Source organism: Ancylomarina sp. YFZ004, from assembly GCF_054254355.1.
The window spans coordinates 144591-159223 of record NZ_JBTCHQ010000009.1 but is presented as its reverse complement, the minus strand read 5'-3'; the positions used below and the strand labels follow the sequence as shown (position 1 = coordinate 159223).

The following is a 14633-nucleotide window of genomic DNA, read 5'->3' as shown; positions in this document are numbered from 1 at the left end:
AACAATAAAATCCCATTTATATGTCCAATATCAAACCCATATTATTCATCTTATTCAGCCTGATACTTTTTTCATGCACGGAAAAATTCTATCCTGAAATTGATGAAAATGTTGATATATTGGTGGTAGATGGTAAAATCACTGATGATGGCACCCCTTGTGAAGTCAGGTTATTTAAGACTGTTAGTTTTACAGATGATTTTTCAATAAAACCTGAAAAGGACGCTATTGTGATTCTGAATGACAATTTGGGAAACAAGGAAATTTTAACAGAATACGAAGCCGGTGTATATCGTAGCTCTTCAAACGAAATTACAGGAACTTTAGGAGTAAATTATTGGATCGAAATTCAAACACTCTCTGGTGAAAAATATGAATCAACTCCTGAAGTTATTCATTCGCCATTTGAGATTACCTCAATATACGGAGATGAATTAGAAGCCATAATAAGTGATAATTCGAAAGAAGATGGTGTAGGAATTTACTTTGATGCCAACAATAATGAAAACTCAGAAAGTTATCTCAGATGGGAATACAGAGAGAGTTATGAATGGCATACTCCTTTTGATCTTGAGACCAAGGTCACTGATAATCCTCAAAAGGTTTGTTATCCTGTAAACGATTATCCACTAATTAACCTTTATGATGCCTCTGATCATGAGACCAAAGAGGTTAATCACCTCTTAACATCTACAATTTTAGAACATGAAGTCAAGTTAGAACATCAATATCTCATCGATATAAATCTTTATTCTGTTTCTCAGGAGAATTATATTTTTTGGAAAAACATGAAATCTATTCATCAAACAAATGGTAATCTCTACGATATTTTACCTGCTAACATTAAAGGTAATATCAGCTGCTGCAATAACACTAATAAGGTTTTAGGGATTTTTGAGGCTTCTTCGGTACGAAGAAAAAGAGCTTTTTTCTCAAAAAACAACTTTACAGTTGATTTTACTGATTTCCCAGAAGAATGTGAAACATTTATTATAGTAGGTGTAACACCCGACCCAATGAAATACCAGATTGTTAAAATCATTCCCAGAGAAAACACAACAGCATACGAAGTCCGAAGAAGGCATTGCTATGAATGCAATGTAAAATACCCAACTAAAAAACCATCATTTTGGCCGACCTCAAATGAAAGTAAAAAATGATTATTAAAAAATTCATAACGATCTCACTCTTATGCACGATCTTTTTCTCATGCACAGAAAAATTCTATCCAGAAATTGATGGTGATGTTTCAATTCTCGTGGTAGATGGTAAAATTACGGATGAAATCGAACCATGTGAAGTTCGCTTATTTAGGACTGTTAGTTTTGCCGATAGTTTTCCTTTAAAACCGGAGAGAAATGCTCTAGTAATTTTACATGATGATTTAAACAAAACTGAAATTTTAAGTGAAACCGAGCCTGGTATATATAAGAGTTCATTCACAACAATCAAAGGTAAAGTTGGACGATCTTATTGGATTGAAATCCAAACCCTTTCTGGTGATAAATATGAATCTACGCCCGAATTGATGCTTCCCCCTTTTGAAATAACTTCTCTTTATGGAGATGAAATGGAAGTTATTACTGATGATAATACTGAAGAAGCTGTTGGCATTTATTTTGACGCCAAAAATAATGAAAATATAGGTTCTTATCTACGTTGGGAATACCAAGAGAGTTACGAGTGGCATACACCTTTTGAAGTTGATACTAAGTTTACTGAAAATCCCCAAACGGTTTGCTATCCAGTCAACGATTTTCCTATCATTAACCTTTATGATGCCTCTGACATTGAGAATAGAGAGGTTAATCATCTCCTAACATCAACAATTTTAAAGCATGAGGTCAAATTAAAGCATAAATACCTACTCGACATGCGCCTCTATTCCGTCTCACAAGAAAATTTTATCTTTTGGAAAAACATGAAGGCCATTCATCAAACAAATGGTAATCTATACGATATATTACCTGCTAATATTAAAGGTAATATATCTACTTGTGAAGGCGATTGTGAAGTCTTAGGTTATTTTGAAGTTTCTTCGGTTCGTACCAAAAAAGGCATATTCTCTAAGGATGACTATTCTGTTAAATTCAGTGATTTCCCTAAGGAATGTGAAACATTCATATACATTACCGTTCCCGATAATTCTCCACCAGACCTTACAAGATATTTTATTGAAAGAGTAATAATTAGACCTCGCTTAACCGTATACGAAGCTAGGTTTAGACATTGTTATGAGTGCAATCAAAAATACCCAACTAAAAAACCCTCATTTTGGCCCTGATCTATATAAATATGAAAACAAAACTATTATTAACCAATCTTATTATCCTGATATTCTTAGGATTTAGTCCTGATATCTCAGGGCAACCCTTATCAAAAAGCAATTTAAAAACTATTATTAATGGTAAAACCTGGGTGCCTAAAACATCTATAGCTTCAGGAGAACAATTCTTTCTTGAAAGAATGGATCTCAAAGGAAGCTTTTTGTTTAAAGGTATTCGATTTGATGATATTCAGTTTTCCTATGATATTTCAACAGAGAAGATAATTACTGCGATAGAAACCCTAGACAAAACGAAGAGAAATATTATTGTAAATCCCTTCTTTCTTGAGGGGTTTACAATTACAGAATCCCCTTACAGGTTTGATTTCCTCAGAGGAGATTTAGTGCACCCCGAGTTAGATCCAAAGAGCTATTATCAGGTTGTAAAGTTTCAAAATACCCAATACGTCGTCAGAAGAAAAAAACATAAAATACTAAAGTCTGATTCATCTGGAAAATTCAAATATGTTATTGCGAATAGTCTATTTCTAATTAAAGATGATGAGCTTATAACTATAAGTAGCAGGAGTGATATTTTTAAAGTTTTCCCTCAGGAAAAAAAAGAAATGAAACGCTTTATTAGAAGTAATAAATTAAAAATCGGGACAAAAACCCCCATGGATGCAGTTGTTCTTCTCTCAAAATTTGATCTGTAAAAACTATGAAAAAAACACTCATTCTCCTAATCATCATTTTTCTGGTTAATTCAATTTCTGCACAGGATAAAAAAGAAATTAGCATTGGCTACGAAGGCATGTCGTTTATAGAGTTAACGCAAGAACTTGAAAGTAAGTACCAAATTCAATCCTATTATTATGAAACTTGGGTTAAGGGTATTAAGCTTAAAAAAAACTACTCTAAAGTTGACCTTCATACTTTAATAACTGATGTTTTATCAGGTTCAAAAATCGAATTCATCATTAGAGGAAATAGTCTGATTCTAACTCAATTTGATAATTTAGATCAAGAATTTAGTTTTCAAAGAAAAATTAAGGAAGTTCAAGTTGATGTTCAAAATAATGAAAAGATAGAAGATGATTTTGCTGCTTTGCAGCAACAAGAATATATTATTCATGAAATTGGAGTTGCCTTGGGACGTAAAAAAGCTAAAGTTTTCGGTAACATTAAGCTTTTTGGTGTTGGCCTACCTCTTAAGGGAGTTGAAGTTTTTCTACCCAATATGGAAAAAGGTGTGACTTCTGATAAGAATGGTTATTTTGAAATTGAACTTGCACAGGGAGCCTATGTCTTAAATTTTAAATACTTGGGATTAAGGCAATCGGTGCGGAAAATTAACTTACGGGGTGATGGTCGATTAGATGTCCAACTGAGAAAAGAAATGCAGGCTATTAAGGAGATCAAAGTTTTTGCTAAAGACAACAAGGTTAAGCGAACAGCTATGGGCTTAGAATACTTTGCTTCAAAAGATATTGAAAGCCTACCATCTGCACTAGGAGAACCTGATATTATTAAAAGTACAACAATGCTTCCTGGTGTTGAGAGTGCCGGTGAAGGTGCCATTGGTTTTAATGTAAGAGGAGGTTCTGCAGATCAGAATCTAATACTAATTGACAATGCACCTATCTACTACCCTGCCCACTTTTTTGGTTTCTTCTCTGCCTTCAATAACGATATGATTCAAGATGCGAGCCTTTATAAATCAAGTATCCCAATTCAATTTGGAGGTCGTATTTCCTCAACCTACGACATTCATTCCTCAGAAACAATAACAGATGAAATCAAGGGTAAAGTTGGAATCAGTCCTATTACATCCAAAGCCTATCTTAATCTTCCCTTATTAAAGAAAAAGCTTTCAATAATGAACTCTTTTCGATTCACATATTCGGATTGGATAATCAAGAAAATTGACTCTAAAGAATTGGTTGATTCAAAATCTAATTTCTATGATTTACATGGAAAAATACTATACAAACCAAATTCAAACAATCAAATAGAACTCAGCTATTATAAAAGTGAAGATGAATTTCAATTACATTCTGACACCGTTTATAATTTCAATAATTTTGTCAGTTCTCTCAACTGGAGGTATCGCTTCAACGAAAAGTTAAAAATGAAAAATAGTGCTCATTTCACAAGCTTTTCATACGATATGTCTTCGAATGATGTTCCGAGTAACGCCTTTAAACTGACTCATCGAGTTAAAGATATGGGCTTTAAATCTCATCTCACATATGAGAAAGATGTTTTTACAAGTTTCGATTTTGGGGCAGCAGCAAAATTTTATGAGATCAGTCCAGGAGAATTAAAACCCGATTCTGAATTTTCACTCGTATCATTGAATAAAATTAATATTGAAAAAGGATTAGAGACAGCAGTATTTGCTGGTGGTAAATTTGACTTACTTGGTTTTTTGAATGCTGAAGCTGGTTTTCGTTATTCTTTATATGGTAATTTAGGAAAAAGAGAGGAAGCCATTTATAAAGGCAATAAACCTAGTAGTCTGAATAGAACAGAAATTCAAAACACTTCGAGTGGACTCAACAATATTTACCATGGACCTGAACTTAGATTTTCAGTTAACTATGCCATGAATAATAACAATTCGTTTAAGGCTAGTTATAATAGAACTCGCCAATACATACATTTGTTGTCCAACACGACCTCGATATCACCTACAGATACATGGAAGCTAAGTGATCGTTATCTTAAACCTCAAATTGGTGATCAGTTATCATTAGGTTATTATCGCAATTTTCTAAATTCTACTGTTGAATTTTCTATTGAAGCTTATACTAAACAAATTAAAAATGCCAAAGATTATAAGGATGGTGCAGAACTCTATTTAAATGAGTTTACTGAAACTGAGGTTTTAAATGCCGATGGTAAAAATTATGGTTTGGAATTGCTCTTACGAAAAAAATCAGGCCGTTTTAATGGAATGATCAGCTACTCTTATTCAAGAAGTTATTTAAAATCAAAAGATCAATCTGGTGAATTTGCTGTGAACGATGGGGAATGGTACAGAGCCCCTTACGACAAGCCTCATAACCTTAAAGCCTTTCTTAGTTTTAAGCTTTCCAGGCGTTTTATTTTTTCTACAAATCTTGTTTACCACACGGGTCGTCCAGCAACTTATCCGACTGCAAAATATAAAATTCAAGGTATTCCAATAGTCTATTATTCTAAAAGGAATGCATACAGACTGCCCCACTATTTCAGAACTGATATTACATTACTACTAGAGGGTAATTTAAAAAAGAACAAATCCTATCATACTTCGTGGGCTTTCGGTGTTTATAATCTTACTGGCCAGAGAAATACCTATTCGTCATATTTCCGTATTGAAGAGGATCGAATGGTTGGATATAAACTATCTGTTTTTGGAGAAGCAATACCAACTATTACTTATAACATTGAATTCTAGAACTATGAAAAATCAAATATTTAAGTACATAAGCCTTATTCTAGTAGTGAGTCTGACTTCAATTCTAAATGGTTTTTCTCAAGAACTACCTACTGAACAGATGCATGTGCATCTACAAAAAAAGATTTATATCGCAGGGGAAGCTGTTCATTTTAAACTCTATTGTATCAATGCAAAAAATCAGAAACTGTCAAAAACCAGTAAAGTAGCTTACGTTGAATTAATTGGTGAAAATGGATTCCCAGTAGAGCAAACTGATATTATTCTGGAACATGGAATGGGAGAAGGTGGATTTGTAATTTCATCTCAACTCCCTACAGGTAATTACGCCATTAATGCATACACGCATTGGATGAAAACGAATTCTCCAGACTTCATAAACGTCAGTCCTCTTTTTATCTTCAATAATCAGAATATTGATGATAGTCAAAGTCCGATTTCTAAGAAACTAGATATTTCATTCAAAAACCTTAAAAACAACAAGCAAACTCCCTCAGAATCTAAACAAGGGAGCATTTCGATTCACACGAAAATTGAAGATCTTAATCGAATTCTAAGAGTTTCAATAACAAAAAATGATTCTGTAATTGATGGCTCTCATAGATTCCAACTTTTATCTAGAGAAGGAACTGTTTTAGATAAAGAATTTCAATTTAGTCAAAAAAAATGGGAGCATCTTATAAGAATAAAGGATCTAAAATCAACCAATTACAACATTTGTGTAAAAAATAAAGATGGGAAGATTATTAAAACTGCTGTAATACATTTTACAAAATCACATCGAGGTCGATTTATTGAAAAACCAAGAATAACAACGAAGCAGAGACAAAAAATAAAAATTAATCTTCATTTAGAAGAACTATCCCATCAAGACGATAGCTTATTCTTATCAGCAAGTATAAAACTCAAAGAACCCAATACATCATCGGTAAATATTATCGATTATATGAATTTATATTCAGATTTTGGAGCAAACATGCTTCCCTACTTTAAACAAATAAAGAAATTCGGGAAACAAAGTTGGATAGCTGAAAAGGGTCTAGAAACAGTTTGGTTAAAAAACTCAAATACATACTCAGTTAATGCTTATCGATATCCAGAAGACGAGTCATACGTGATAGAAGGTACGGTGAAAATGAGAAAGACAAAACAAGCATTTAGTAATGAAAATATTTTTCTCTCAAAAATTGGGGGCTATGCTGACATCAGTACATTTTGTACAAATGATCAAGGTAAGTTTTACTTTAATCTTCCATTAAAGAAAGGGCTTCATGATATTTCAATACAAGTTAAAGGCAGAAATGAATTAGATCTGGCTATCAAATTAAAAGACAAATTTAATTCCGAAGGTTTTGCTCCTATGCCGTGGAATAACCAAGAATTAAAAGTAGATCAATTAGACTTTATCAAAGATCAATTTGAAAATTTCAGAATTCGTAATATTTACAAGCAAGAAACATTCCATGAAACAAAGGATACCTGCATATATAGAGGGCAAGCCAATTTTTATGGAAAGGCTAAGCACTTTATTAAAATTGATGACTACATCCAATTGGATTCATTAGAAGAATATTTCCATGAATTTATATCTACGGTTAAGATTAAATACAAAAAGAAAAAACCTCATATGTATGTTTTTAGTCCAGATATTGTGCGTGTTTTTAAACGAGATCCCCTACTCATGTTCGATGGACTCATCTTGTCTGACGCGTCCAAAATTCTGAATATAAACTCAAAAGAAATTGACAAAATAGAGGTCGTTCCTTGTGAATATTATTATGGTTCATCACACTTATATGGAATCATAAATGTGATCTCAAAAAAACAGGATTGTCAATTATCAGAATTACCAAAAAATACGGAACGCTACTATTTACCCTTGTTTACTCACGGAGTTGAATTTTTAAACACAAGTGAATATCAACAAAGAAATCATGCTGATTTCAGAACAGATCTACTTTGGGAACCCAGTATTAATCTAACAAAAGAAAAGAATTTTAATTTAGAATTTACAAGTAGTGATGTAAAAGGAGAATACGAATTAACAGTTGAGGGTATTTCTGAAAAGGGAGAACCTATCGTTATAAAACAAAGTATACTGGTTGAATAAAAATAAAATCCAATCAAAGATAAAAAGCTCAATAATTTGAATTATTGAGCTTTTTAGTTTCCTAGACCTACTTAAATATATAGGTTTGAAACAGGTTTTTTCAATAAGTCAAGTCAGTATATTGGCAGGTCAATCGCCAATTTTCGAATTTGGAAGGCCAATGTAAAACGAGACTCTGTTTCTGCATAATTAGAAATGGGTTCGAGCACGACTGCTTTTATTCTATGATTTAAGTTATTGAAGAAAAAGGCACGGTGATGTCCATCATGAATCACCAGTTTTATTCGACTCGATTGATAGAAGTTCCAAACTACTATTGGAGGAAAATCTGACCCTTGATCATGAATAAAACGGTAAGCAGCCTCAACCATCGAGAGCTTATCAGCCTCCAGTCGGGTTTGACTGGCCCAAAGAATAGATGTGGCGTAAACTTTAGTAGGATTTACAAAAATATGCCCTGGATTCAATTGCAACTGAGTACAAGCCATACGACACAAGTCTTCAGGTGAATTTCCCTTTAACCAATGAGTCCGGCCGAGAAAAGACTGATAGCCCAACTCCCTTTCATGGGGATCAGAAGAATTCAATAATCTAGTAATATCAACAGGTGATTTGATCCGTGTCATACCGCATAGCTTTTTCTTAATTTACAAAGAATACAGGAGAGTAGCATCAAAATAGTAAGGTCAAAAAGAGTTTATTAGTCAGAGAAGTTCCGTACTCATCTAAAAAAGGCAAATCACTATTACCTGAAGGTATACTCCATAAATGTCATCTGAAAAAATGAAGAAATGTCATAATAATTGTAACCTATTCTTCCTATTTCTTGTCTCATGTCTTGTATAGATCGGGTAAACAAGCTACTTCGTCTAAAATTGAATCACCCAAGACTATTTATTTAGCATAAGTTGTATATTTGATAGGGTTTCAACATATAATTATGATACCAAGCCTTCCTTGTGTCATCGTATCCGAATATCATTAACTTGAATTAAAACAAGCTTCTAGATGCAGATTAACATTAATGAACTTAGCAAAGTTTATCCTAACGGAAAAAAAGCTCTCGATAATATTAATCTGGAAATTGGTAGTGGTATGTTTGGCTTACTTGGCCCCAATGGAGCGGGGAAATCAAGCCTCATGAGGATACTTGTTACCCTAATGGAACCCTCAACAGGGACTGCAAGTTTCGATTCATTTGATCTGCATAAAGATCGTAGAGAAATTAGAAGCATTCTGGGCTATCTACCTCAGGATTTTCGATTCTTTTCAAAACTAAAAACCTGGGAATTCCTTGATTATGCAGCGTCTTTAGCTGGCATAAGGAGTAAACAAGTGAGACGAAATAAGGTTGATGAATGGCTTGAAAAGGTCGGACTATTCGATGTTCGAGAACGAGATGCTAACAAGCTTTCTGGTGGTATGAAACGTCGATTAGGAATTGCTCAAACATTGATAAGCGATCCTAAACTAATTGTGGTAGATGAACCCACAACGGGTCTTGATCCTGAAGAAAGAATTCGATTTCGAAACATATTATCTGAAATCAGTCAACAAGATGTAACAATTATTTTGTCGACACACATCGTAGGTGATATATCCAGCGTCTGTAATAACCTAGCCCTATTAAATAATGGAGAGCTGGCTTTTAAAGGGACACCCGAAGCTTTAATCGAAAAGGCTAGAGGTCATGTTTGGCAAGTCAGCACATCTGGCTACGAATATGATTTAATCAAAGATAAATACGCCGTAGTTTCAACCATACCTACTCAAGAAGGCTGGGACGTTCAACTTATTGGAGATGGGAGTCAACTCAATAATGCCATAGAGATAGAGCCAAATCTTGAGCATGCCTATGTCTATTTCATGGAAAAAACCTCACACCTCATTTAGCAACTATCAATATGATCTCTATTCACACAATACGCACAGTAGCTAAATTTGAAACCAAAACCCTACTTCGGTCCTGGTTTTTCAGAATCTTTGCAGGTATATCCATCTTATCGATAAGTATTTTTAATATTGCTGCTTTTGTAGAAGGAAGTGATGCGCCATGGATTTTTAGAGCCTTACCAGCTGCGATCCCTTATGCCAACCTAATTATCCTGAATTTAGGACAAGCAATTGTAGCTATATTTCTAGCCTCCGAATTTTTAAAACAGGATAGTAAAAACGACTCGGTTGAGGTGATCTATGCCCGATCGATGACCAATAGTGAGTATATTCTTGGAAAATCTTTTGGGATAATCATCGTTTTTATCATTCTCAATGTCTTGATTTTATTGATGGGAATTGGCTTTTCTTTTTTAAGTAATGAGTCTTCTCAAAGTGTACTGCAACTGTTATATTATCCCCTTTTGATTTCAATACCAACCTTGGTTTTCATACTTGGTTTGGCTTTCTTTTTTATGACAATATTGAAAAATCAAGCCATCACATTTATCATCCTTCTGGGGTATATCGCACTCACTATTTTTTATTTAAATACGAAGTTCTATCACATATTCGATTATATCGCCTATCAAGTGCCAATGATGAATTCTACCATTGGTGGCTTCGGGAATCTAACTGAAGTCATCATCCACCGAGGAATCTACTTCTTCTTAGGGATAGGCTTCATCTTCTTTACAATCTCAAAATTAAATCGCTTACCACAATCCAAACGTTTGGTGAATTTGCCAATCTATTTGGCTCTACTAGCATTTCTATGTGGTGGTGGGTTAATTTGGAAATACATCGATATAAAAGTTGATAATGATGAGTTTAGGCATAAAATGATAAGCTTAAATAACAAATACCTATCATATCCTAAAGCTGAAATTAGAGATTGCCATATCGATTTAAATCACTTAGGAGAAAAAATATCAGCAGTAAGTAAACTAAAGCTTTATAATTCATCAAATTCAGAATTAGATACGCTACTCTTTAGCTTAAATCCTTCTTTGAAAATTACTTCTATTACAGAAAACAATAAAAAGCTAGAATTTAAAAGAGAAATTCACTTGCTCAAAATCGCTCTTTCTGACAAATTGAATAAGGCAAAATATGTAGAATTGGTTATTAGTTACGAAGGATCAGTTGATGAAAGAACTCACTTTCTCGATCTAAACCCCGAACTCGTAGAAGATAATTTCAGTGCAGTCATGTTCAGAATAAGAAAGAGATTCTCTTATCTACAGAACAACTTTGTTTGTCTAACTAATGAAGCCCTTTGGTACCCGACTTCAGGAGTGGGTTTTGCATCTCTCAACCCAGCTTTGCATTCGCCAGATTTCACTAATTATTCTTTAACAGTTCATACAAAAAATAAGCTGACTCCTGTATCACAAGGAAAGCTCACAATCGTTTCAGATAGTATTTTTGAATTTAAACCTGAAACTGCTCTTCCAAAAATAAGTTTGTTAATTGGAGATTACCAACAATATAGTACAACTGTAGATTCCATCGAATATTCAATTTATTCCATTAGAGGAAATCAATTTTTCCTTCAACATTTTGATTCGATACAAGGAAATTTACCAGCATTAATTCGTGAGTTAAAAACTGAATATGAAAGCAAGATAAACTTAGAATACCCATTTAAGCGATTCGCTTTAGCCGAAGTACCTATTCAATTCGCACTTGATAAACATATTTGGTCAATCAGTAGTGATGCTGTGCAGCCCGAAATCATTTTTTATCCTGAAAAAGGGGTTTTGATGGAGGAAACTGATTTCAAAAAGAGAAAAAAACGATTCGAAAGACGAATGAAACGTGATAATGAAGAAGTCTCTGATGAAGAACTACAATCACGAATATTCAAACGATTTGTGCGTGGTAATTTTATGCCTCCATCAACAGAATGGTATCAATTCGAAAGTGTTGACCGAAATACGTATTCACCATTCCCAAACTACTATGGCTATTCAACACAATTAAGCTCGACTGATTATCCAGCTTTAAATACAGCTTTAGGTGTTTACCTGAAAGAACAGAATGTGCCATCGCAATCTTATTCTCGTTGGCGATTCGATGGTATAAGCAAAGAAGAGCGCATTAATCTGGAATTAAAAAAATCATCTCTTCAGGAAATCGTAAAAGCAGGTTTAAAACCTTCAAATAATGATGATGAACAAATCTATCTGAATGATATTCTAAAAGCCAAAGGCATACATCTTTTTTCATTACTAAAGGCTCGCTACGGCGATGAAAAATTTAACGGCTTACTTAAATCTTATATCGAAAAGAACAAGCATCAAAAATTCAGTTTTGAAGATTTTGATGGCTTCTTAAGCAAGAACTGTGGTAAATCGATTGAAGAAGATGTGAAAAACTGGTACAAAACGAATAAGCTACCTGGCTTCTTAATCAAAGATTTACAAACCTATAAAGTAAAGGAAGGCGATCATATTAAGTATCAAATTCGATACAAAATATCAAACCCTGAATCTTCTGATGGTATGGTATCGGTAAGCATTGAGCTAAAAAATCAAAATAGCAGACGAAATCGTAGAAATCAAGGCGATGAGAAACCGGCATTCTCTAAAACCATTTTTGTACCTGCAAATTCAGCTCGTGAGGTTGGTTTTGTTTTTTCTACTCAACCCAGTAGAATGAATATCTCAACTCACATATCGGAAAATTTACCCAACAGTCTGGTTTACGATTTCAGTACTTTTTCTGAAACAAAAAAGACTGGCTTCTTCAACGAAGTAAGGGAATGTGAGGCATTTGACGGTATTCTTGCCGATAACGAATTTGTTGTTGACAACGAAGATAAGGGCTTTGAGTATGTGCAGGTATCCAACAAGAGTTATTTGAAACAATGGTTAGATGATAAACGAGTTTCAACTCATGAATACTCACGTTTACGCACATGGAACCCGCCAAACGAATGGAAGAATGTCTTGCGTTCTGGATTTTTTGGCAAATATGTTCGTTCGGCATTCTTCACAAAATCCGGACAAGGTGATCGCTCAGCCTCGTGGAAAGCAGAACTTAAAAAACCTGCCTACTACGATGTCTTTTGCCATATCGAAAAAGTAGAAGGATGGAGTCGAAGAAGGCAACGTAAAAAAACAGATTATAATTTCAAAATCCATCACGAATCGGGGGCTGAAGAGATTAACAAAAGTGATCAGGAACTGGAAAATGGATGGAATTATTTAGGAACCTATTTCATTACACCAGAAACTTCAAAAGTTGAGTTAAACAACAAATCCCGAGGTGCATTTCTCTTTGCAGATGCAATTAAATGGGTTGAAAACAAGTAAATAACCAGAAACTATATAAGGCATGATCAGAACGAAACAAAAGCTTGATTTAATGAAGATATTCATATGTGCCGGAGTAATATTACTAAGCTCCTTAGGCTCTCAAGCTCAAAAAGAAATTACACTGGATGAAGCTCTTTTAATAGCCTTTTCAAACAGTCCTGATATTATGAAATCAAAGATTAACATGGAGCAAAACAAGGAGCGATTAAATGCTCAATTGGCTTCATTGAAATCTCGATTCACACTTGATATTACACCCATAACTTATGAAAAGACTGAGTCATATAATGAATATTTTTCGACTTGGAATACATCCGAAAATAAGGGGTCTAAAGGAACATTCACCGTTTCACAACCCATTAAATTATCTGATGGCCGTTTATCTCTAAGCGATGAATTTGGTTATCAAGATAATTTCTCTGAAGCAAGTAGCTCAAATTATGCGGGATACAACAACTCACTATACATCCAATACGATCAGCCTCTTTTCAAATTCAATAAAACGAAGATGGATTTAACTCGTAACGAATTGAATTTAGAAAATGCCACCCTATCCTATTCCATCCAAATGCTAAATATGGAAAGGCAAGTGAATCAAGCGTTTTATTCGATCTACCAAAAACAAATGGCTCTTAAAATTGCTAAAGAGGAATTTGAGAATCAAAAAGTGAGTAAGGAGATTATCGACAGTAAGGTTGAAGGTGGTTTATCGGCTAAGGAAGAACTTTATCAGGCAGAATTGAATTACGCCACCAGTCAATCTAACCTTGACAATAAACGAGTTGACCTTGAAAATGCAAAAGACGAATTCAAGTTGCTCTTAGGAATCTCATTATACGAAGAAGTTGCTGTTAGTACCGACATCAAATATATTCCAGTGATTGTTAATCTTGAGAAAGCCATTCAAAACGGTTTAAGCCAAAGGTTAGAATTAACCCAAAGACAAATCGATTTAAATAATGCCCGATTTGACTTAATAGAAACGACTGAACAAAATGCTTTCAATGGTAATGTTAGTCTATCAGTTGGATTAATGGGAAACAATGAAGAATGGAGAAAAGTTTACGATAGACCTACTAAAAGTCCGAGAGTTGGGGTAACATTTTCAATTCCCATTTTTGATTGGGGAGAGAGAAAAGCTCGTATTAGAGCTGCAGAATTGGAAATAGACAGTCGCGAAATCGATATGAACAGCTTGAAGAATGATATTACAATCAACATTCGAAAAATCTACAGAAACCTAAAGAATTTAATACAACAAATTGAGATTGCTGAACAGAACCAAAAAAATGCTGAACTCACATACGATATTAATCTGGAACGCTACAAAAATGGCGATTTAACTAGTATGGATTTGGAACGCTTCCAAAATCAGCTTTCTGAAAAGAAAATGAGCCTTGCCAATTCTCTAATCAACTACAAGTTAGAGTTGCTAAATCTTAAAATTCAGTCCCTATGGGATTTTGAACACAACAGGTCTTTTGTCCCTCAGGAATTGCAAGATAATTTGCTTAAAAACTAAGAATAATGCCAATCATGATACACCATATAAACACC

Annotated in this window: 9 protein-coding genes; 8 read left to right on the top strand and 1 reads right to left on the bottom strand. The window is 34.0% G+C overall.

The genetic code is table 11. The features are described from left to right. Positions 1-20: 20 nt before the first annotated feature. The 5 genes from ACXR6G_RS14560 to ACXR6G_RS14540 are packed head-to-tail and all read left to right on the top strand — an operon-like array spanning position 21 to position 7821. Positions 21-1160 carry a DUF4249 domain-containing protein gene (locus ACXR6G_RS14560; RefSeq protein WP_458362169.1) on the top strand — a complete coding sequence of 380 codons (1140 nt, stop codon included), beginning with the start codon at positions 21-23 and terminating at the stop codon, positions 1158-1160. Then, the gene (locus ACXR6G_RS14555) at positions 1157-2284 is read left to right on the top strand and encodes a DUF4249 domain-containing protein (RefSeq protein ID WP_458362168.1); all 1128 of its coding nucleotides are present in this window, start codon (positions 1157-1159) and stop codon (positions 2282-2284) included. Before ACXR6G_RS14560 ends, ACXR6G_RS14555 begins: the two co-directional genes overlap by 4 nt. An 11-nt stretch (positions 2285-2295) precedes the next feature. Then, positions 2296-2982 carry a hypothetical protein gene (locus tag ACXR6G_RS14550; RefSeq protein WP_458362167.1) on the top strand — a complete coding sequence of 229 codons (687 nt, stop codon included), beginning with the start codon at positions 2296-2298 and terminating at the stop codon, positions 2980-2982. A 5-nt stretch (positions 2983-2987) separates the two neighbouring features. Continuing rightward, positions 2988-5711, top strand: coding sequence for a TonB-dependent receptor (locus ACXR6G_RS14545; RefSeq protein WP_458362166.1), 2724 nt, complete (start codon positions 2988-2990; stop codon positions 5709-5711). A gap of 4 nt (positions 5712-5715) precedes the next feature. After that, positions 5716-7821 carry a hypothetical protein gene (locus tag ACXR6G_RS14540; RefSeq protein WP_458362165.1) on the top strand — a complete coding sequence of 702 codons (2106 nt, stop codon included), beginning with the start codon at positions 5716-5718 and terminating at the stop codon, positions 7819-7821. Positions 7822-7934: 113 nt separating this feature from the next. Here the strand turns inward: ACXR6G_RS14540 and ACXR6G_RS14535 are convergent, their stop codons facing one another. After that, positions 7935-8447 carry a hypothetical protein gene (locus ACXR6G_RS14535; protein WP_458362164.1) on the bottom strand — a complete coding sequence of 171 codons (513 nt, stop codon included), beginning with the start codon at positions 8445-8447 and terminating at the stop codon, positions 7935-7937. A gap of 382 nt (positions 8448-8829) precedes the next feature. On the opposite strand from ACXR6G_RS14535, the gene ACXR6G_RS14530 reads away from it, so the two are divergent. The 3 genes from ACXR6G_RS14530 to ACXR6G_RS14520 are packed head-to-tail and all read left to right on the top strand — an operon-like array spanning position 8830 to position 14598. Then, the gene (locus tag ACXR6G_RS14530; RefSeq protein ID WP_458362163.1) at positions 8830-9714 is read left to right on the top strand and encodes an ABC transporter ATP-binding protein; all 885 of its coding nucleotides are present in this window, start codon (positions 8830-8832) and stop codon (positions 9712-9714) included. 11 nt (positions 9715-9725) lie between these two features. Further along, positions 9726-13073, top strand: a complete 3348-nt coding sequence (locus ACXR6G_RS14525) for a golvesin C-terminal-like domain-containing protein (protein WP_458362162.1) — start codon at positions 9726-9728, stop codon at positions 13071-13073. A 52-nt stretch (positions 13074-13125) separates the two neighbouring features. Further along, on the top strand, positions 13126-14598 hold the full coding sequence (locus ACXR6G_RS14520) for a TolC family protein (protein WP_458362161.1): 1473 nt from the start codon (positions 13126-13128) through the stop codon (positions 14596-14598). The last annotated feature ends 35 nt before the right edge of the window (positions 14599-14633 follow it).

Coding starts and splice junctions, on each gene's coding strand:
- ACXR6G_RS14550 (WP_458362167.1), top strand. CDS start 2,296: ATGAAAACAAAACTATTATTAACCAATCTTATTATCCTGATATTCTTA.
- ACXR6G_RS14560 (WP_458362169.1), top strand. CDS start 21: ATGTCCAATATCAAACCCATATTATTCATCTTATTCAGCCTGATACTT.
- ACXR6G_RS14535 (WP_458362164.1), bottom strand. CDS start 8,447: ATGACACGGATCAAATCACCTGTTGATATTACTAGATTATTGAATTCT.
- ACXR6G_RS14540 (WP_458362165.1), top strand. CDS start 5,716: ATGAAAAATCAAATATTTAAGTACATAAGCCTTATTCTAGTAGTGAGT.
- ACXR6G_RS14545 (WP_458362166.1), top strand. CDS start 2,988: ATGAAAAAAACACTCATTCTCCTAATCATCATTTTTCTGGTTAATTCA.
- ACXR6G_RS14520 (WP_458362161.1), top strand. CDS start 13,126: ATGAAGATATTCATATGTGCCGGAGTAATATTACTAAGCTCCTTAGGC.
- ACXR6G_RS14530 (WP_458362163.1), top strand. CDS start 8,830: ATGCAGATTAACATTAATGAACTTAGCAAAGTTTATCCTAACGGAAAA.
- ACXR6G_RS14555 (WP_458362168.1), top strand. CDS start 1,157: ATGATTATTAAAAAATTCATAACGATCTCACTCTTATGCACGATCTTT.
- ACXR6G_RS14525 (WP_458362162.1), top strand. CDS start 9,726: ATGATCTCTATTCACACAATACGCACAGTAGCTAAATTTGAAACCAAA.